Origin of the sequence: Actinomadura sp. 7K534 (genome assembly GCF_004348575.1) — a bacterium.
Classification (GTDB): Bacteria; Actinomycetota; Actinomycetes; order Streptosporangiales; family Streptosporangiaceae; genus Spirillospora; species Spirillospora livida.
The window spans coordinates 1-19,161 of sequence record NZ_SMKB01000069.1 but is presented as its reverse complement, the minus strand read 5'-3'; the positions used below and the strand labels follow the sequence as shown (position 1 = coordinate 19,161).

Annotated in this window: 18 protein-coding genes; 14 read left to right on the top strand and 4 right to left on the bottom strand. The window is 73.7% G+C overall.

Annotated features, from left to right (window positions below; all coding sequences use genetic code 11):
- The first annotated feature begins 8 nt into the window (after positions 1-8).
- From E1266_RS16165 to E1266_RS16120, 10 genes are all read left to right on the top strand, one after another.
- The gene (locus E1266_RS16165) at positions 9-1,331 is read left to right on the top strand and encodes a sensor histidine kinase (RefSeq protein ID WP_132047702.1); all 1,323 of its coding nucleotides are present in this window, start codon (positions 9-11) and stop codon (positions 1,329-1,331) included.
- A 71-nt stretch (positions 1,332-1,402) separates the two neighbouring features.
- Positions 1,403-2,062 (top strand): response regulator transcription factor, encoded by a 660-nt coding sequence (locus tag E1266_RS16160; RefSeq protein ID WP_279436328.1) that lies wholly within the window; start codon positions 1,403-1,405, stop codon positions 2,060-2,062.
- Between the two features lie 131 nt (positions 2,063-2,193).
- A complete protein-coding gene (locus E1266_RS16155; RefSeq protein ID WP_132047698.1) occupies positions 2,194-3,144 on the top strand; it encodes an alpha/beta hydrolase in 951 nt (316 codons plus the stop codon).
- Positions 3,137-4,300: an acyltransferase gene (locus E1266_RS16150; protein WP_132047696.1), complete on the top strand. Its 1,164-nt coding sequence runs from the start codon at positions 3,137-3,139 to the stop codon at positions 4,298-4,300. Before E1266_RS16155 ends, E1266_RS16150 begins: the two co-directional genes overlap by 8 nt.
- 136 nt (positions 4,301-4,436) lie before the next feature.
- On the top strand, positions 4,437-5,363 hold the full coding sequence (locus E1266_RS16145; RefSeq protein ID WP_207945684.1) for an alpha/beta hydrolase: 927 nt from the start codon (positions 4,437-4,439) through the stop codon (positions 5,361-5,363).
- Between the two features lie 55 nt (positions 5,364-5,418).
- The gene (locus tag E1266_RS16140) at positions 5,419-6,588 is read left to right on the top strand and encodes a helix-turn-helix domain-containing protein (protein WP_243718465.1); all 1,170 of its coding nucleotides are present in this window, start codon (positions 5,419-5,421) and stop codon (positions 6,586-6,588) included.
- Between the two features lie 97 nt (positions 6,589-6,685).
- Complete coding sequence (locus E1266_RS16135) at positions 6,686-7,606, top strand: ACP S-malonyltransferase (protein ID WP_132047690.1); 921 nt, start codon at positions 6,686-6,688, stop codon at positions 7,604-7,606.
- Positions 7,603-8,571 carry a beta-ketoacyl-ACP synthase III gene (locus E1266_RS16130; RefSeq protein ID WP_207945683.1) on the top strand — a complete coding sequence of 323 codons (969 nt, stop codon included), beginning with the start codon at positions 7,603-7,605 and terminating at the stop codon, positions 8,569-8,571. Before E1266_RS16135 ends, E1266_RS16130 begins: the two co-directional genes overlap by 4 nt.
- Positions 8,572-8,628: 57 nt before the next feature.
- Positions 8,629-8,880 carry an acyl carrier protein gene (locus tag E1266_RS16125; protein WP_131877390.1) on the top strand — a complete coding sequence of 84 codons (252 nt, stop codon included), beginning with the start codon at positions 8,629-8,631 and terminating at the stop codon, positions 8,878-8,880.
- 88 nt (positions 8,881-8,968) lie between these two features.
- Entirely contained in the window at positions 8,969-10,276 is a 1,308-nt protein-coding gene (locus tag E1266_RS16120; protein WP_132047688.1) for a beta-ketoacyl-[acyl-carrier-protein] synthase family protein, read from the top strand.
- A 512-nt stretch (positions 10,277-10,788) separates the two neighbouring features.
- Here the strand turns inward: E1266_RS16120 and E1266_RS16115 are convergent.
- Positions 10,789-11,283: a DUF3145 domain-containing protein gene (locus E1266_RS16115; protein ID WP_131986555.1), complete on the bottom strand. Its 495-nt coding sequence runs from the start codon at positions 11,281-11,283 to the stop codon at positions 10,789-10,791.
- 268 nt (positions 11,284-11,551) lie between these two features.
- Between E1266_RS16115 and E1266_RS16110 the strand changes: the two genes are divergently transcribed.
- The 4 genes from E1266_RS16110 (at position 11,552) to E1266_RS16095 (ending at position 16,308) form a co-directional block, all read left to right on the top strand.
- Complete coding sequence (locus tag E1266_RS16110) at positions 11,552-12,733, top strand: S8 family serine peptidase (RefSeq protein ID WP_243718463.1); 1,182 nt, start codon at positions 11,552-11,554, stop codon at positions 12,731-12,733.
- Between the two features lie 97 nt (positions 12,734-12,830).
- Complete coding sequence (locus E1266_RS16105) at positions 12,831-13,358, top strand: sigma-70 family RNA polymerase sigma factor (RefSeq protein ID WP_207945681.1); 528 nt, start codon at positions 12,831-12,833, stop codon at positions 13,356-13,358.
- Positions 13,355-13,804: a hypothetical protein gene (locus tag E1266_RS16100; protein ID WP_132047686.1), complete on the top strand. Its 450-nt coding sequence runs from the start codon at positions 13,355-13,357 to the stop codon at positions 13,802-13,804. The genes E1266_RS16105 and E1266_RS16100 overlap by 4 nt, the downstream gene beginning before the upstream one ends.
- Positions 13,801-16,308, top strand: coding sequence for a CHAT domain-containing protein (locus E1266_RS16095; protein ID WP_243718461.1), 2,508 nt, complete (start codon positions 13,801-13,803; stop codon positions 16,306-16,308). Before E1266_RS16100 ends, E1266_RS16095 begins: the two co-directional genes overlap by 4 nt.
- Positions 16,309-16,325: 17 nt before the next feature.
- Here E1266_RS16095 and E1266_RS16090 read toward each other — a convergent pair whose 3' ends face one another.
- The 3 genes from E1266_RS16090 to E1266_RS38820 form a co-directional block, all read right to left on the bottom strand.
- On the bottom strand, positions 16,326-17,156 hold the full coding sequence (locus tag E1266_RS16090) for a sulfurtransferase (RefSeq protein WP_207945679.1): 831 nt from the start codon (positions 17,154-17,156) through the stop codon (positions 16,326-16,328).
- Between the two features lie 86 nt (positions 17,157-17,242).
- Positions 17,243-18,397: a nucleotide pyrophosphatase/phosphodiesterase family protein gene (locus E1266_RS16085; protein WP_243718459.1), complete on the bottom strand. Its 1,155-nt coding sequence runs from the start codon at positions 18,395-18,397 to the stop codon at positions 17,243-17,245.
- A 38-nt stretch (positions 18,398-18,435) separates the two neighbouring features.
- Entirely contained in the window at positions 18,436-19,017 is a 582-nt protein-coding gene (locus E1266_RS38820) for a DUF5998 family protein (RefSeq protein ID WP_207945678.1), read from the bottom strand.
- Positions 19,018-19,161 lie beyond the last annotated feature (144 nt).

The following is a 19,161-nucleotide window of genomic DNA, read 5'->3' as shown; positions in this document are numbered from 1 at the left end:
TGGTCGGCATGGCGGGGGACGAGTCCGAGGGCGAGCCGAACCTGCTGCGCACCGTGCTGCGGAACGGGATCGTGGCCGCGGCGCTGACCGGACGCGCCGAGCCCGCGCCGCCGCTCGACCGGCCGTGGCCCGCGGGGCTGCGGTGGACGCGCTTCCTCGGCATCGGGCGGCTGCCGTTCGGGCTGGTGGCGAACCTGTTCTGGATCGCCCTCACCGTCTTGATCACCACCGGGACGAGCTCCATGCTCCGGGAGCCCGTGCGCGCGAACGCGGCCGACTACCCCGGCGACGGCACCGCCTTTCTGTTCGCACTCCTGGTGACCGCGCCGCTGGCCCTCCGCGACCGGCACCCGCTGGCGGCGTGGCGGATGAGCTTCGCGGCGCTGGCGGTGCTCTCCATCAGCGCCTGGCCGGCCGGCATCGAGTACACCGAGGGCGGGGCGTTCGCCGCCCTGATGTGCGTCTACACGGTGACGGTGCGCTGCTCCCGCGACATCACGCTCGGCGTCGCGATCCTGTCGTTCGCCGGGGTGTGGATCAAGGACTCGGACTCGGCCCCCGGGGCGTCGGTGCTGCTCCTGCTGCCGCTGGCGGTCGGCTACGCCGTCCGGGTCCGGCGGACGTCCCGCCGGGAGCTGGCCGAGCAGCAGCGGCGGCACCGGGACGCCGAGGCGGTGCTGACCGAGCGGCAGCGGATCGCGCGGGAGATGCACGACGTCGTCGCGCACCACATGTCGATGATCGCGATCCAGGCGGAGGCGGCGCCCTACAAGGTCGAGTCGCTCCCGGAGGAGACGCGCCGCGACCTCGCCGAGATCCGCGCGACGGCGCTGGACGCGCTGACCGAGATGCGGCGGATCCTCGGCGTGCTGCGCGCGGAGGACGGCGCCGAGACCGCCCCGCAGCCGGGCCTGGACCGGCTGGACGAGCTGATCGCCAACGCGCGCGGGGCGGGCCTGCACGTGGAGACGTTCCTGGACGGCGACATCGCCGGGCTCCCGCCGGGTGTCGGGCTCACCGCGTTCCGGATCCTGCAGGAGGCGCTGAGCAACGTGATGCGGCACGCGCCGGGATCGCGGGTGAACGTCGAAGTGTCGCGCGATGAGGCAATAGTGTGGCTCGGCGTCGTCAACGGGCCGCCCGGCGCCCTCGGCGGCCCCCGCCGCGACGGGCGGGCGCCCGGCACGCCGCTGCCGGGCGGCGGCCACGGGCTCGTCGGGATGCGGGAGCGGGCCGCGGCGCTCGGCGGCGAGCTGACCGCCCGCCCCACGCCAGAGGGAGGATTCGCCGTGACCGCCAACCTGCCGGTGGACGCCCGGGAGCGGACGTGACCGTCGGGAGACCCGTCGGTTCCGGGGGGTGTGGGGGGTCGTCCCCCCACAGGAGACCCGTTCGCGTCGTCATCGTCGACGACCAGGGCATGGTGCGCACGGGGTTCGGCGTGCTGCTGAACGCCCAGCCCGACATCGAGGTCGTCGGCGAGGCGGTCAACGGCGAGGAGGGGCTGCGCCGCGTCGCCGAGCTTCGTCCGGACGTGGTGCTGATGGACGTCCGGATGCCGGTGATGGACGGCCTGGAGGCGACCCGCCGGATCCTCGGGGACGGCACCGGAGACTCACCCGGGGACGCGCCGAAGGTGCTCATGCTCACCACGTTCGACCTGGACGACTACGTCTACGAGGCGCTGCGGGCCGGGGCCAGCGGGTTCCTGCTGAAGGACGCGTCCGCGACCGAGCTGGCCGACGCGGTGCGGGTCGTGGCCGCGGGCGACGCGCTGCTGTCGCCGTCGATCACCCGGCGGCTCATCGCGGAGTTCTCCCGGCTCGGGGGGCGCAGGTCGCCGTCCCGCAAGCGGCTGCAGGAGCTGACGGAGCGGGAGACCGAGGTGCTGACGCTGGTGGCGCGCGGGCTGTCGAACGGCGAGATCGCCCGGGAGCTGGTCGTCGCCGAGCAGACCGTCAAGACGCATTTCGGGCGGATCCTGATGAAGCTCGGGCTGCGCGACCGGCCGCAGGCGATCGTCTACGCCTACGAGGTGGGTCTGGTCCGTCCCGGCGACTGACATCCCGGTTCGTACCCCCGCTGATACCGGGGTCGCACACCGCAAGATCAGACCGTCGGTTGATCTGCGGTACTGCGTCCGATTCCTAGCGTCCTGGACAGTGCAGCCCACTTCCAGGAGGGACGTCCCGGATGACCCGCGTCCGCAGGACCACGGCCGCCGTGCTCGCCCTCGCGGCGGCCGGGCCGACGAGCGCCGCCGCCCGGCACGGCGACGTGTACCCGGCCCCGCGCGCGATGCCGGAACCGTCGGCCGCTTCGCTCGACACCCGGTTCCAGGCCACCCGGCAGGAGATCGCCCGGGCGCTGGCCACCGCGCAGCGGTTCCACGACGAGGACCGGGCGCGCGTCCTCTCCGCGTTCCTCTCCGAGGGCAGGCGGTTCCTGGCCTTCGACCCGCGCGGTGACGGACGGGCCGTCGAGGTCATCGGCGACCTGCGGCGCGCCGACCGCATCGCCGTCGTGGTCCCCGGCGCGGACAACGCGCTGGCCAACTACGACGACCCCAAGTTCGCCGGCGGCGACGCCCGCGCGCTCTACCGGCAGGCCCGCGCCGGCACCCCCGGCTCGCGGCTCGCCGTGATCGCCTGGCTCGGTTACGAGTCGCCGTCGATGCTGAGCACCCGCGTCCTGACGTCCGGTGATGCCGAGGACGGCGCGCGCGACCTCGAACGCCTCGTGACCGGCGTCCACCGCGTGAACGGGCACGCGCGGTTCGCGCTCCTCTGCCACAGCTACGGCTCGGCGGTGTGCGTCAAGGCGGCCCGGCCCCTCGCGCCGCTGCCGGTGGACGACATCGCCCTCTACGGCAGCCCCGGCACCACGGCGGACAGCGCCGCGGACATCGGCACGCCCGCGCGTGTGTGGGCGGGCCGCTCGACGGGCGACTGGATGCGGTTCGTGCCGAACTTCCGCTTCGCCGGTCTAGGGTTCGGCACGGACCCCGTCTCGTCCCGTTTCGGCGCGCTGCGCTTCGACGCGGGCGCGGGAGCCCACAGCGGCTACCTGCGGCCCGGCTCGGCGGCGCTCCGGAACCTCGCCCTGATCGCCCTCGGCCGCGCCTCGGAGGTCCCCCGTGCCTGAGTCATCGCCGCGGAGTACCCGCGACGGCGCCGTCGACGCGCTCCGCGCGTTCGCGATCCTCGGCGTCGTGCTCGGCCACTGGCTGGTCACCGCCTTCGTCGCGGACGCCTCCGGCACGCAGCTGCGGGTCACGAGCCCGCTCAAGACGATGCCGGAGCTGGCCCCGATCTCCTGGGTGCTGCAAACGCTCGCCGTCTTCTTCCTCGTCGGCGGGTACGCGGCCGGGAAGGGCCTGCGCCCCGGCGAGCCGTGGGCGCCGAGACTGCGGCGGCGCCTGGCGCGTTTCGCCCGCCCGCTCCCGGTCCTGCTCGCCGCCTGGCTTCCCGCCTCGGCCGTGCTGGCCTGGGCGGGCTTCTCGGCGGAGACCGTGCGCACGCTGGTCGAACTCGTGCTGAGCCCGCTGTGGTTCCTCGGCGTCTACGTGGTGCTGACGGCGGCGACCCCCGCCATCGCGGCCGTCTGGAGCCGGCTCGGCCTGTGGGGGGCCGCCCTCCTCGTCGCGGTGACCGCCGCCATCGACGTCGGCCGCTTCGCGCTGGACGCGCCCGGATGGACGGGCTGGGCGACCGTCCTCACGGGCTGGCTCGTCCCGTTCTACCTCGGCTTCGGCTGGGCGGCCGGGGCGCTCGGCTCCCGCCGGGCCGGGTTCGCCCTGCTGGGCGGGGGCGCCGCGGCGACCGCCCTGCTGATCCTGTTCGCGGGATACCCGGCGAGCATGGTCGGCGTGCCGGGGGCGGCGGTGTCCAACCTCAGCCCGCCGACCCTCGCCGCGGTCGCCTTCGGCCTCGCCCAGACGGGCCTGGCCCTCCTCCTGCACGGCCCCCTGACCCGGTGGACGCGACACGCCCGGGTGAGCGCGGCGGTGTCCGCGGCCAACCGCTCCGCCATGACGATCTTCCTGTGGCACCAGACGGCGCTCCTGGCGGTCACGGCCGGCGCGCTGCTCGCGTACGGCCGCCTGCCGGGCCTGCACACCGCACCCGACCGGCCCGCCTGGATCATCGAGCGGCTGCCGTGGCTGGCGGTCTGCGCCGGCGCGCTCGCCGTCCTCTGGGCGCTGGTCCGCGGATTGGAGGGCCCGCGCCGCGCCGGACGTGACGCGAACCACACCGCGGGCCCGCTCGCGGGGCCGTACATCTCCCAAGAAGCCCCCTGAAACCGGGCACCGGCCGCGCCCGGCCGGACGATCTTGGGTGGTAGAAAGGCGTGCGATGTCGCCACGCAAGCCGATCTCAGCGCGCACCCGACGGCTCCGCAGAGCGCTGGCCTGCGCCGTTTCGATCTCGGGGGTCATGCTGACGACCGCGGGAACCGGCCACGCGGACCCCTACGCGCCGCCGGCCGCCGTCCCCGAACTGGCGCCCTCCACGCTCGACGTCCGGTACGCCGCCGGACGCCGTTCCATCGAGAAGGCGCTCGCCACGGCGCATGAGGTCGGCGACACCGAACGGATGCGGGCGCTCGGCGCCTTCCTCAGGCCGGGACGCCGCTTCCTCCACTTCGACCCACGCGGCGATGGACGCGCCATAGAGGTCATCGGCGATCTCACCACGGCGAAGCGTGTCGCGGTGCTCGTTCCCGGAGCCGACACCACACTGACGGCGTTCGACGACCGCGGCGACAAACCGTGGTCGACACCCGGCGGAGGGGCACGTGGCGTCTACGCGCAAGCCCTGGCGCAGTCATCGCACCCACAACTGGCCGTGGTCGCATGGCTCGGCTACGCCGCGCCCGGGACGTTCAGCAGCGAGGTCCTCACCGGGGAGCGCGCCGGCGAGGGCGGCGCGCAGCTCCGGCGGTTCCTGGCGGGCGTGCACCGGGTCAACCCGTCCGCCGGGGTCGGCCTGCTCTGCCACAGTTACGGCTCGGTCGTCTGCGGCCGTGCGGCGCTGGACGCACCCGGCGGGAAGGCGTGGCGGGACGTCACCGACATCGCCCTCTACGGCAGCCCCGGCACGACGGCGTGGTCGGCCGCGAAGCTCGGCGGCACCACCCGCGTATGGGCGGGACGCGGGACCACCGACTGGACGGAGGACGTCCCCCACGTCCGCATCTTCGGGCTCGGCCTCGGCCCAGACCCGGTCTCGCCCGCCTTCGGCGCACGGGTCTTCGACGCGGGGAGCGCCGGCCACAGCGACTACCTCGAACCGGGCTCGACGTCCCTCCGGAATCTCACCGGCATCGCGTTAGGACGGACCTCCGATGTCACTCGGCACTGACAGGGATCACACACTTGAGGACGGTTCACCCCCGCCTTGGTGGCACCCTGGGGTGGTGGACACCGCGACCGACGCCGAAATCCGCGAGCAGACCACCCAGCGCCTGGAGAAGGCCATGGGCACGTTCGGCACCGCGGCCCTCAACAGCATGGAGGAGCACCTCCCCTGGTTCCGGCGGATGCCGCCCGACCAGCGCTCCTGGATAGGGCTGGTCGCCCAGGCCGGCATCGCCGCGTTCGTCGAGTGGTTCAAGAACAACGAGGAGACCCGTCCGGCCATCGCCGGGGAGGTGTTCGGCACCGCGCCCCGCGAACTGCTCCGCGCCATCAAGCTGCACCACACGATCGACATGATCCGCGTCATCATCGACGTGGTGGAGACCCGGCTGAGCGAGCTCGCCGCGCCGGGCGGCGAGGCCCAGCTCCGCGAGGCGATCCTGCGCTACACGCGGGACGTCGCGTTCGGCGCCGCCCAGGTCTACGCACGCGCCGCCGAGACGCGCGCCGCCTGGGACGCACGGCTGGAGGCACTCGTCGTCAACGCGGTGCTGCGCGGTGAGGTCGACGACGGGATGCACTCCTGGGCCGCCGCTCTCGGGTGGACGTCCAAGCCCGTCACGGTCATCGCGGGGTTCACGCCAGAGGACGAAGAGCCCGAGGTCACCATCGACCAGATGCAGATCGCCGCGCGCCGCGCGCGCGCCGACGTGCTGGCGGGCGTCCAAGGACACCGGGTCATCGTCATCATGGGCGGCGACGCCGACCCCCTAGAGGCGGCCCGCCCGATCGCCGCGAAGTGCGGCCCCGGCCCGGTCGTCGTCGGCCCGCAGGTCAGCGACCTCTACGACTCCACCCGTTCGGCGCAGGCCGCCGTGGCCGGGCTCCGCGCCGCCGCGGGCTGGCCGGACGCGCCGCGTCCCGTCCTGGCGACCGAGCTGCTGCCCGAGCGCGCGCTCGACGGCGACGACGACGCCCGCCGCCACCTGGTGGAGAACGTCTACAACCCGATGCTCGCCGCGGGCGCCCCGCTCCTCGACACGCTCACCACCTACCTCGAACAGGGCTCATCGCTCGAGGCCACCGCGCGGCTGCTGTTCGTCCACCCGAACACGGTCCGCTACCGGCTCCGCCGCGTCACCGAGCTGACCGGCCTCGCGCCCACGGACGGTCGCAACGCGTTCACCCTCCGCATCGCCCTGGTCCTGGGACGGTTCCAAACGCGCTGATGAGCAGGGGCTTGTAGGGGTCTTACAAAGGGTCTCGACCAAAGTTCGTCTTGTTCCGCATCGTGGCGGTAGCCGTGTTGGCGGCAGGCTGGTAGCCGTGATTCTCCTCGCATCGCCCGGCCAGGGCGCCCAGACCCCCGGCTTCCTGCAGCCATGGCTTGAGATACCCGGAGTCGCCGACCGCCTCGCCTGGTGGTCGGCCGTCACGGGTCTCGACCTGGTGCGCTACGGGACGGAGGCCGACGCCGAGGAGATCCGCGACACCGCGGTGGCGCAGCCGCTGCTGGTCGCGGCCGCGATCGCCGCCTACGAGGTCCTCTACGACGGCGCCGACCGGGGGCCGGACGCCGTCGCCGGGCACAGCGTCGGCGAACTGGCCGCCGCCGCGATCGCCGGGGTGCTGTCCCCCGAGGCCGCGCTGGTCCTCGTCCGGGAGCGGGGCCGGGCGATGGCCGAGGCCGCCGCCGTCACCGAGACCGGGATGACCGCGGTCCTCGGCGGCGACACCGACGAGGTGCTGGCGTCCATCGACAAGCACGGCCTCACCCCCGCCAACGTGAACGGCGCCGGCCAGATCGTCGCCGCCGGGACGAAGGAGCGCCTCGCGCAGTTCGCCGAGGAACCGCCCGCGAAGGCGCGGCTGCGCGCCCTGTCGGTCGCCGGGGCGTTCCACACCGAGCACATGGCGCCCGCCGTCGGCACCCTGCGCCGCCTCGCGCCGGGCGTGTCCGCCGCCGCGCCGCGGACGCGGCTGCTGCAGAACCGCGACGGCGCCGTCGTCGAGTCGGGGGCCGACTTCGTCGACCGGCTCGTCGACCAGGTCAGCGCGCCCGTCCGCTGGGACGCCTGCATGGACACGATGCGGGAGATCGGCGTCACCGCGATCATCGAGCTGCCGCCCGCCGGGACGCTGGCCGGCCTCGCCCGCCGCGAGCTGAAGGGCGTCGAGCTCGTCGCCCTCAAGACCCCCGCGGACCTGGACAAGGCCCGCGACCTGATCAAGGCGCACACGTCATGACCGCGGCCCTGAGCATTCCCGAGGCGGCGCCCGGCGCCCGCATCCTCGCGTTCGGCGACTACCGGCCCGCCCGCGTCGTCACCAACGACGACCTCGCGCTGACCGTCGACACCGACGACGCGTGGATCCGCAGCCGCGTCGGCATCGCCGAGCGCCGCATCGCCGGCGACGACGAGGGCATCGTCGAGCTCGGCGTCCACGCGGGCGGCAAGGCCCTGGCGGGCAGCGGGCTCTCCCCGTCCGACATCGACCTGGTCATCCTGGCGACCTGCTCGGCCGAGTCGCCGATGCCGGGGCACGCCGCGCAGGTCGCGCACCGGCTCGGCATCGACGCGCCCGGCGCGTTCGACCTGAACGCCGCCTGCGCCGGCTTCTGCTACGCCCTCGCCACCGCGAGCGCCGCGGTCCGCGCCGGCAGCGCCCGCAGCGTGCTGGTCATCGGCGCCGAGAAGATGTCCCAGTGGGTCGACTGGACCGACCGCTCCACCTGCATCATCTTCGCCGACGGGGCGGGCGCCGCGGTCGTGACCGCCAGCGACTCCCCCGGCATCGGCCCGGTCGTGTGGGGCAGCGCCGGCGACAAGTACGACAAGATCATCATCGACGACCGGCACTCCTCGATCCGGCAGGAGGGCCAGGCGGTGTTCCGCTGGGCGACCACCGCGATCGCCCCGGTCGCGGCCGAGGCGTGCGAGCGCGCCGGGATCACGCCGCAGGACCTCGCCGCGGTCGTCCCGCACCAGGCCAACCTGCGGATCATCGAGACGATCGCCCGCAAGCTGAAGGCCACCAACGCCGTGGTGGCCGACGACATCGTGCACTCCGGCAACACCTCGGCGGCCTCCATCCCGCTGGCCCTGTCCCGCATGATCGAACGCGGCGACGTGCCGTCCGGCGCACCGGCCCTCCTGGTCGGATTCGGCGCCGGACTGTCCTACGCTGCCCAAGTCATCCAGATCCCGTAGGCCGTCACGCCTGCCCGCAGGCTCTGGACCAACCCACCGAAGGAGAAAGCAGAAACCATGGCAGTCGCCACCGAACAGCAGATCCTGGACGGCCTCGCCGAGATCATCGATGACATCGTCGGGATCGACAAGTCGGAGGTCACCCCCGACAAGAACTTCATCGACGACCTCGACATCGACTCGCTGTCGATGGTGGAGATCGCGGTGGCCGCGCAGGACCAGTTCGGCGTCGAGATCCCCGACGACGAGCTGCGCAACCTGAAGACCGTCAAGGACGTCATCAACTTCGTTCAGAACCTGCAGAGCTGATTCTCGGGGACGGCGCGCCGCCGCACCGGCCGGAACCGGGCGGCGGCGCGCCGGTCCGCACCCCCACAGTCCGCAAGGAGCACCAGCTATGAGCCAGAGCCAGACCAGAGTCGTCGTGACCGGTCTCGGTGCAACGACCCCACTCGGCGGAGACCTCCCGTCGACCTGGTCCGCCCTGCTCGCCGGAGAGTCCGGTGTCCGGAAACTGGACTGGGAGGGCGTCGAGGACCTGCCCGTCAGGTTCGCCGGGACGCTCAAGGTCGACCCGGCGGAGGTCATGCCGAAGCAGACCCTGCGCCGGCTGGACCGCAACCAGGCGATCGCGCTGATCGCCGCACGCGAGGCGTGGACGGACGCGGGCTTCGCCCCGCCCGCCTCCCGCAAGGCCAAGAAGCCGGAGGAGCAGTCCGGCGTCGAGGGCGGCTTCACCGTGGACGGCGAGCGGCTCGGCGTCGTGTTCTCCAGCGGCATCGGCGGTCTGCACACCGCGCTCAACAGCTACGACGTCTACCGGGAGAAGGGCTGGTCGCGCGTCTCGCCCTTCACCGTCCCGATGCTGATGCCGAACGGCGCGTCCGGGCACGTCGGCATCGAGTTCGGCGCGATGGCCGGCTCGCACGCCCTGGTCAGCGCCTGCGCGTCCAGCGGCGAGGCCGTCGGCTACGCCATCGACATGATCCGCGCGGGCCGCGCCGACGTGGTGATCTGCGGCGGCACCGAGTCCTGCATACACCCCCTGCAGATGGCCTCGTTCGGTGCCATGCGCGCGATGTCGACCCGCAACGAGGAGCCGGAGCGCGCGTCCCGCCCCTACGACAAGAACCGCGACGGCTTCGTGCTCGGCGAGGGCGCCGCCGTGATGATCCTCGAGTCCGAGGAGCACGCCCGCGCCCGCGGCGCGCAGATCAACGGCATCGCGGCCGGCTGCGGCTACTCCGGCGACGCCTACGACATCGTGCTGCCCGACCCGAGCGGCTCCGGCCAGGCCAAGGCGATGCAGCGCGCCCTGAAGGACGCCGGCCTGGAGGCCGCCGACATCATCCACATCAACGCCCACGCCACCTCGACCCCGGCCGGCGACGTCGCCGAGCTGGCCTCGATCAAGGCGGGCCTGGGCGAGGAGGCCGCCGCCCAGGCGGCCATCACCGCGACCAAGTCGATGACCGGCCACCTGCTGGGCGGCGCCGGCGCCCTGGAGTCGGTCTTCACCGTCCTGGCACTGAAGGAGGGCCTGATCCCCTTCGTCGCCAACCTCGAAGACGTAGACGACGAGGTGGACCTGGACATCGTCCGCGACGAGCCCCGCAAGATCCCCGACGGCCCCGCCGCAGCCCTGAACAACTCCTTCGGCTTCGGCGGCCACAACGTCTCAGTAGCCTTCCAACGAGCCCTCTAAAACCCAACGAGAACGGCCCGGCGACCATTCTCGCCGGGCCGTTCCCATCCCCACACACCCCCCCACGAACGCGACCCAAAAATAACCAGGTTCGAAAGCCCACGACCGACCCGAACGCGCAGCGAGCCGTAAGGCGAGCCAGCCCGCACCGACGGGCGCCCTCCATTACTCGCGAAGCTCGGCCGACGCCGCAACCACGCGACAACGTCCACGTTCCCAGTCGCGCATCCGCAGGCAGGTTTCGAGCCTGCGAGAAACCACACGCGCACAGCGAGCCGCCAGGCGAGCCGCCCACACCAAACGCGCGCCGTCGTTACCCGCAAAGCTCAGCCGACACCGCAACCATGCGACAACCCCCACGCTCGCGATCGCGACCGAAGGCAGGTTACGAGCGAAGCGAGAAACCTGATCGCGCAGCGAGCCGCCAGGCGAGCCGAAGCGATGCAGCGATCGCACCGCATTGCCCGCCGAAGGAAGGCCCTCCAGGGCCTGACGCCAAGGGCAATGCATTCCTACACAGCAGCGTGCAGCCAGCGGACGGGGGCGCCGTCGCCGGCGCGGCGGAAGGGTTCGAGTTCGTTGTCCCAGGGGGTGCCGAGGAGGCGTTCGAGTTCGTTCTCGAGGGTGATCTTGCCGACGGCGGCGTTGGCCATGACGGCGCGGAGGCGGTCTTCGGGGATCATGATGTCGCCGTTGGCGCCGATGATGCCGCTGAAGACGCCGAGGGACGGGGTGAAGCTGAAGCGGACGCCGTCGGTGCCGGGGGTGGGGTCCTCGGTGGCCTCGAACCGGACGAGCTTCCAATTGCGCAGCGCCGAGGTGATGCCCGCGGCGGTGCCCGGCCTGCCCTCCCAATGGAGCTCGGCGCGCAGCGTTCCCGGCGCGGCCGCCTGATCTGCCCACTCTAGGGAAACGGGCACACCGAGAACACCTGCGGCGGCCCACTCGATGTGCGGGCTCAGCGCAGGCGGCGCGGAGTGGACGTAGAAGACGCCACGTGCGGTCACCGGACCTCCTGGATCTGTACCGAGGCTCGTCTTCCCCTACGGCCTCGTACGTCCCAAGTCGGCGTCCGCGTCCCTCATTGTGCATCATCGGCCCGTGTCGCACCACCGTGAGCCAGGCGTTTGTTGAACGCTTGACCGCAGGATGCACAACGTTCATGGAACCGCGCGACAACCCTAGCCCGCGCGGGGCCCGCCCGGCGAGGCAAGCGCGCAACGCGGTCGCGCCACTTAGAGTGGCCGCTCCGGCACCGTGAGTGGAGGGCGGCCGATGTTCGATCAGCAGGCGCGGTTGGAGCGGGTGCTGGCGCGGCATCCGGGCGCGATGGTGGTGGAGCCGGTGCCGGGGCGTCCGGCGCTGGTACGTCGGGACGAGATCCTCGTCGCCGGGCGGGACGCCGGGGACGCGGAGGAGGCCGTCCGGCGATGGTGTGATTCGCGGCACGACGAGCGCGCGGTCACGCGGCTGCGGTTGCGCGCGGCGGCGAAGGTGGACGTCTGCGAGCTCGCGAGCCGGCTTGCCGGGGACGGCGGCCCGGGCGGGAACGCGCGGCGCCGGAGGCTGAGCGTGTCGCCGAACCATCTCGTGCACGGGCAGCCGATGTGGTGGAGCGGGCCGGCGGATCTGCCGCGTCCGGCCGCGCCCGTCGCCGCGCCGCGGGCCGCCGCGGCGCGCCGGGACGTGACGGTCGCGATCCTGGACACCGGCCTGGCGCCGCATCCCTGGTACGAGGACGCGGAGTGGTACCGGGAGCAGCGCGACGAGGTCCAGGAGGTCCTGGACGCCGATCTGGACTTCGAGCTCGACGCGCAGGCCGGGCACGGGACGTTCGTCGCGGGCGTGGTGCTGCGGCACGCTCCCACCGCGCGACTGCTGGCGCGAAGGGTGATCGGCAGCGACGGGGTCGGCGACGAGCTGGACGTCATCCGCGCCTTGGAACGGATCGCCGGGCGGCCAAGCGCCGATGTCGTGAACATCTCCCTCGGCTGCCACACCTACGACGACCGGCCGTCGCCGGTGATGGCGCGCGCCCTCGCCGCGCTCGGCCGCCGGACGGTCGTGGTGGCGTGCGCGGGGAACACCGCCGGCGACCGCCCGTTCTGGCCCGCCGCGGCGAAACCGGTGGTCGGCGTCGCGGCGCTGGACGGCGGCGACCGCGCCTGGTTCTCCAACCACGGCTGGTGGGTGGACGCGTGCGCCCCGGGCGTGGACGTGACCAGCACCTTCGTCCGGTTCAACGGGACGCGGCCGGCCGTGGACGGCACCGACCCCGACGACTTCCGGGGCTACGCCACCTGGAGCGGCACGTCGTTCGCGGCGCCGGCGGTGGCGGGACGGATCGCCGGGCTCGCGGCGGCTGAGGGGATCGGCGCGGACGAGGCGGCGGACCGCGTGCTGGATCCGGAGGCGAACGCGTCCCTGCCCGGACTGGGCGTCGTCGTCGGATCCTGAGAAGACCGGACGGCCACCGATTCGTGATTTTCCTACGCAGAGTCATGCCGACATGGCATAGAGTCAACATCGCGGGGGGCCTCACGAGGAGACTTCGGTGGCCCAATTGGACGACGGCACGGACGAGCTGGTGATCCGGGCACGCGACGGCGACGGCGCCGCGTGGGCCCGGCTGGTCGAGCGGCACAGCGGGCTGCTGTGGTCGATCGCCCGCTCGCACGGGCTGAACGACGCCGATTCCGGTGACGTGGTGCAGACGACCTGGCTGCGGCTGGTGGAGCGTATCGACGGGTTGCGGGACCCGTCCGCGACGGCGTGCTGGCTGGCGACCACGGCGCGGCACGAGAGCCTGCGCCTGGTGCGCCGGCGCGGACGCGACCGGCCGCTCGTGCCCGCGCCGCGGGCGCCGGAGCCGGAACCGGACCGGGTGGTCCTGGGCCGGGAGCGGCTTGGGCTGGTCGGCGCGGCGCTGGAGTCACTGCCGCAGCGCTGTCGTACGCTGCTGCGGCTGTTCGCGCTCGCGCCGAGCCACGCCGAGCTGGCCGCCGCCCTGGGCATCCCCCTCGGCAGTGTCGGGCCGACGCGGGCGCGGTGCCTGGACGCGCTGCGGAGGCTCGTCCCATGAACGACGACGAGCTGATGGCGGGCGTCCGGCACGCCTTCGACGCCCTGGACCCGCTGCCGGAGGGCGTGCTGGCCGCGGCCCGCGCGTCGATCGCCTGGCGGACTCCGGCCGCGACGCTGGCGGAGCCGGTGCAGGACCGGGGCGCGCGGGCGGCGGCCGGTGTCCGCGGCGGGCCGGGACGCGTGCTGACGTTCGCGTGCCCCGGCACGACGGTGGAGATAGAGGTGGCGGAGTTCGGCCGGGACCGGGAGCTCACCGGGCGGCTCGTCCCGCCGTCGTCCGGCGCCGTCCAGGTCCGGCACCGGGATCTTCCGCCGGACGGGATCGAGGTACGCGCGGAGGCCGCGGGGCTGTTCTGGGTGCCGCGCGTCCCCGAGGGCCTGGTGAGCCTCGTGCTCCGGCTGGACGACGGCACGTCGATCGTGACGAGCTGGGTGCGGCTGTGACCGGGCCGGACGAGCGCGCGCTCCTGCGGCTCGCGGCCGCCGACCCGGCGACCGCGTTCGTGCGGGCGCTCGCCCTGCTCGAACGCGGCGGCGGCGTGCTCGCGCTGCGGGTCGCCGGGCTGGCGGCGAAGGAACTGGGGCGCCTGGACGAGGGCCTCGGCTTCCTGCACCGGGCGTTGGAGCTGGCGCGCGGCGACGGCTACGGGGCCGCGCAGGTGCGGATGAATCTGGTCGGTCTGCTCACGGCGCGGGGTGACCTGGCCGAGGCGCTCGCCCACGCTGGTCAGGCGGAGGCCGTTCTGAAGGGCGAGGACGCAGACCGCCTAGCGGCCAACAAGGCGTGCGCACTGGCTAGGGCAGGGCGACTGGACGAAGCGCATGAACTGGCCGTCCGAACCCTGCCGCGGCTACGGGAAGGGCATGATCCGGCCGTCCTCAACGGCCTGCTCACCAACCTCGGTCTTGCACGGACGTTCCGCGGCGACCTGGACGCCGCAGAAAGTGATCTGGCGGAGGCGGTCGCCGTTGGCGAGGCGGCTGGGTTAAAGCACCAGACGGCGATGGCCAAGGGCAATCTGGCCTTCGTGGTGTCGCGCCGTGGGGACGTCCCGCGCGCGCTCCGGCTCTTCGCTGAGGCCGAACCGCATCTGACCGGTGAACGCCTGGCGCAGTGCCGGTTCGACCAGGCCGAGACCCTCATCATGGCGGGCTTGCCGGGCGAGGCGCGTCCCGTCCTCACCGCCGCTTTGGACGCCGCAACGGCGAACGGCTACGGATGCGACATCGCGGACGGCTATCTCCTTCTCGCCCACGCCGAACTGGCCGAAGACAATCCCGAACGGTGCACGGACGCGGCCGAACGCGCACGCGCTCTGTTCGCCGAACAGGAGCGGACGGGGTGGATGCTCCTGGCCGAGCACGTGCTGCTCAGGGCACGCTGGGCGTGCGGGGAGCGCTCGGCCGTCCTGCTGCGTTCGGCGGAGGCCACGGCCGCCCGGCTGGAAAGCGGCGGCTGGGCCGACGCCGCCGACGAGGCCCGGATCGTCGCCGCCCGCGTGGCGCTGGCGCTGGGCAGGCCGTCCGGGCATCTGCTCTCCTCCGTCGGACGTCAGCGCGGCTCCGTGCAGGCCCAGATCGCGGGCTGGCACGCCGTCGCGCTCGAACGCGCCGCACGGTCCGATCACGCGGGCGCGGTGGCGGCGGTCGGCGCCGGGCTCCAGGTGACCGAGGAGCACGCGGAGGCGCTCGGTGCGCTGGACCTGCGCGCACGCGCGGCGGGACTCGCCGGCGAGCTGTCCGAGCTCGGGCTCGGGCTGGCCGCCTCGGCGGAGGAACTGCTCGCCGTCGAGGAACGGCGGCGGTCGATCGCCCGCCCGGCCCGGATCCGCCCGCCGCGGGACCCTGAGCGCGCCGCGGCGCTGACCGCGTTGCGCGTCCTCAGCGTCGAGCACACGGCGGGCATGGCCCGGGGCGTCCCGTCGGTGCCGGCGGACGTGGCGGACCTGGAGGCGGAGATCCGCGCGCAGACGCGCCGGCGCCCGTCCGGCGCGTCCCCGCACGGCTTCCCGGGGCTGGAGAAGGTCGCCGCCGCCCTCGGCGAACGGGCCCTGGTCGAGATCATCAAGATCGGCCCCGACCTGCACGCCGTGACCGTCGCGGCGGGTGAGGCCCGCCGCCATCACCTCGGGACGAGCGACGACGCCGTCCGGGAGACCGGCTTGATCCGCTTCGCCGTGCGCCGCCTCGCCGCGGAGGACGCCCCCGAGCCGCTCTCGGCGCTCACCGACGCGGCCCGGCGGCTCGACCATTCCCTGTTCGCTCCGCTCAGCCGCCACATCGGCGACCGCGAGCTCGTCATCGCTCCGACAGGGACGCTGCACGGCCTGCCCTGGGCGGTGCTCCCGTCTCTGGCGGGACGTCCCTTCACGGTCGTCCCGTCCGTCGGCGCCTGGCTGCATGCCCGCGAGCCCGAACCCGCTGATGGCCATGTCGTGCTCGTGGCAGGTCCAGACCTCGATCACGCCGAACGCGAGATCGCCGCTCTGCACCGATTTCACCCGCAGGCGGTCGTCCTAGACGGGGCTGACGCGCGCGCGGAACGAGTCAGGGACGCCATGGACGGAGCCGCCCTTGTCCACATCGCCGCCCACGGTGAGTTCCGCGAGGGCAATCCCCTGTTCTCGCGCCTGCGTCTCGCCGACGGCCCCCTGGTGGTGCACGACCTGGACGAGCTGGCCGCCGCACCCCGCATGATCGTCCTGTCGGCGTGCGACATCGGCCGCGCCGCCGAAGGCGACGCCGTGCTCGGCATGGCGGGCGCCCTCCTCGCCCTCGGCACCGCCACCGTCGTCGCCGCCGTCACCCCCGTGCGCGACGAGGCGACACCGGTCTTCATGACCGCCTTCCACACCGCCGTCGCCACCGGCCGCTCCCCTGCCCGAGCCCTGGCGGACATCCCGCGGCCCCAGGGAGTGGCCGGGTTCCTATGCCTCGGCGCAGGCTGACCGCCGTGCGGGGGCGGTCAGTTCTCGCCGGTGGCCACCGGGTTGGACGGGTCCGTCACCCAGTTCGACCAAGAGCCCACATAGAGGGCGGCGGGGATCCCGGCGAGGTTGAGCGCGAGGATCTCGTGGGCGGCCGTCACGCCGGAGCCGCAGTAGGCGCCGACGTCGAGGGCGTCGGTGGCGCCGAGCTTGGCGAACCGCTCGCGCAGCAGCTCGGGTGGCAGGAACCGGCCGTCCACCCCGACGTTGCCGGAGGTCGGCGCGTTGCGGGCGCCCGGGATGTGCCCGGCGACGGGGTCGACGGGCTCCTGCTCGCCCCGGTACCGCTCGGCGGCGCGTGCGTCCAGCAGGACACCGGCCGTCGCGAGCTCCGCGGCGCCCTCGGCGTCCAGGACGGGCAGCCGCCCCGGGTGTGCGATGAGATCGCCCGGCTTGACGTCCGGTTCCTCCGTGCTCACCGGGTGGCCCGCCTCCGTCCAGGCGCGGTAGCCGCCGTCCAGGACGCGGACCCGCTCGTGCCCGAAGTACCGCAGCGACCACCAGACGCGCGCGGCGGCCGTGGAGTCGGCGTCGTCGTAGACCACGACGAGGCTGTCCTCCGAGACGCCCGCGCGGCGCATGGCCGCCTCGAACGCGACGGGCTCGGGCAGGGGGTGGCGTCCGCCGGGCCCGGGCGGCCCGGCCACGTCGCGGTCGAGGTCGACGAAGACGGCGCCGGGCAGGTGCCCCTTGCGGTAGGACTCGATCCCCGGCGGTCCCGCCAGATGCCATCGGGCGTCCAGCAGGACCACGGGCGTCTGCCGCCGGAGCAGCCGGTCCAACGCGGGCACTTCGATGAGAGGGTGCACACCGCCAGTTTGACCGCCGTCGCCCGGATTAGGGAGGGGCGAGGTCGGGTTCATTGCAACTCCTCCTGACGCGCGGGGTTGCGGGCTCAGGGCCGGGACGTGGTGAGCAGCGGCACGAGCTGCTCGGCCGGGACGAGCGAGCCGTGCATGCCGACCATCCGGTCCAGCCACGGTTCGCGTTCGGACGCCACGATCGCGAGATCGGCGTGCGGCACCGCGACGACGTCGCCGACGCGCTCCGCCATCCCGGGGCCCATCGGGCCGAACCAGCCGTCCGCCACGGCCCGCTCGCGCGAGACGACCCACGCCCTGTCGCCCAGCACGGCCGTCCAGGCGGCGAGGACGTCGTCGTGGGCGCCCGGCTCGCTGTAGACGTACCGGGCGCGGGCGTCCCCGCCGAGGAGGGCGACCCCCTCCTTCAGCTCGGGCACGGTGTCGGCGTCGACGCGTTCGGTGGGGTCGACCATGCCGTGGTCGGCCGTGACGTAAAGCGCGGTTCCTGGAGGCAGGACGGTCGCGATCTCCTGGGCGAGGACGTCCACGAACCGCAGCTGGTGCCGCCAGTCGCGGGAGCCGACACCGAAGCGGTGGCCGGTCGCGTCGAGGTCGGCGTGGTACGCGGTGACGTACGCGCGGTCGCCGCGGCGCAGCGCCGTCTCGATCCGCCCGACGAGCTGGCCGAGGCTCTCGGCGCTCACGTACCGGGCACCGCGGGCGGTGGCGCGGCTGAGCGCCGACCTCCGGTACTGGTGGAGCGAGATGTACGCGGTCTCGACGCCGTCCGCCGCGGCCCGCTCGTACACGGTCGGGACGGGCTGGAACGTCTCCGGGTCGGCGTCGTCGTCCTTCCAGAGCAGGCAGTTGAGCAGCCTGCCGGTCTCGGGCACCGCCACCTGGAGGCCGAGCAGCCCGTGCGCGCCGGGCACCGCGCCCGTCCCCAGCGAGGCCAGGCTGGTCACCGTCGTGGCCGGGAACCCGGCCGTGATCGGGCGGCCTGCCATCGCGTTCAGGAACGGCGCCTCGTCCGGGTGGGCCCTGAGCTGCTGCCAGCCGAGCCCGTCGACCAGCAGGACGCAGGCGCGCGGCAGCGCGGGCAGGTCCAGGACGTCGGCGGCGTCGGGGACGCCGAGCGCCGCCAGCACCGAGGACGGGAGATCGGCGAGGGCGCCCGCCCCGTACCGCGGGACGGGCGCCTCCCCGCTCGGCTCACTCGTCTCGGCCAGGCGGTTCGTTTCGGTCACTCTCACGCTCCGGTCACGGGGGGTCGATCGGCTCGGGGTCAGCGCGCGGTCGCGGCGGACAGCTCCGCGGCGAACGCCAGCACCTGGCCGACGGCCTCGGCGCCGTCGGCCGCCTCGCTGACCCGCAGGGACAGGTCGTCGGCCGTGACGCTGCCGGTGTAGCCGTGGTCGGCCTCGCAGTTCTCGTCGCCGCAGGTCGCGGGCTCGAGGTCGACGTGCGCGATCGCGCCCCAGCCGATGGTCAGCACGACCTCGGTGGGCGGCACGCCGGGCACGTACGACGCCGGGTCCGGGACGACCCGCGTCACCGCGACCGACTGGACGCGTTCCAGCTTGACGGCCTCGGTGGTCGTGGAGGCGTGCGGCCGGGCCATGCCCTCGCCGGGCGGATGCTCGTCGGTGTGGCACACCAGCAGCCGGCTCGCCGACAGGACGAGCACGGTCACGTGGCGCCGCACCTCCATCGCGGGGTCGAACGTCGCCTCATGGTGCACCACGTAGGCGGCGACGGGCTCGTCCCCAACGGCCGACTCGACCGCGTCCGCGACCAGGGCCGGGTAGTAACCGCTGCGCTCGATCGCCGTGCGCAGACCGCTCACCGTCGCTCGGGTTTCCCTCATGGACCCATCCTGCCCTGTCCAGGGCCGGACGTGCACATGACTGACCGGAGCGCACGGTCATTCCCGCGATCAGGGGGTACGTGGTCGGTATGGACGAGAAGCCGCTTCCCACTCCGAAGCCGGTCCCGCCCCCCACGCCGGACC

Excerpts from the sequence above, each read along its gene's own strand:
- E1266_RS16155 (WP_132047698.1), top strand. The coding sequence starts at position 2,194 with ATGACCCGCGTCCGCAGGACCACGGCCGCCGTGCTCGCCCTCGCGGCG.
- E1266_RS16110 (WP_243718463.1), top strand. The coding sequence starts at position 11,552 with ATGTTCGATCAGCAGGCGCGGTTGGAGCGGGTGCTGGCGCGGCATCCG.
- E1266_RS16100 (WP_132047686.1), top strand. The coding sequence starts at position 13,355 with ATGAACGACGACGAGCTGATGGCGGGCGTCCGGCACGCCTTCGACGCC.
- E1266_RS16130 (WP_207945683.1), top strand. The coding sequence starts at position 7,603 with ATGACCGCGGCCCTGAGCATTCCCGAGGCGGCGCCCGGCGCCCGCATC.
- E1266_RS16120 (WP_132047688.1), top strand. The coding sequence starts at position 8,969 with ATGAGCCAGAGCCAGACCAGAGTCGTCGTGACCGGTCTCGGTGCAACG.
- E1266_RS16165 (WP_132047702.1), top strand. The coding sequence starts at position 9 with ATGGCGGGGGACGAGTCCGAGGGCGAGCCGAACCTGCTGCGCACCGTG.
- E1266_RS16125 (WP_131877390.1), top strand. The coding sequence starts at position 8,629 with ATGGCAGTCGCCACCGAACAGCAGATCCTGGACGGCCTCGCCGAGATC.
- E1266_RS16145 (WP_207945684.1), top strand. The coding sequence starts at position 4,437 with ATGCTGACGACCGCGGGAACCGGCCACGCGGACCCCTACGCGCCGCCG.
- E1266_RS38820 (WP_207945678.1), bottom strand. The coding sequence starts at position 19,017 with ATGAGGGAAACCCGAGCGACGGTGAGCGGTCTGCGCACGGCGATCGAG.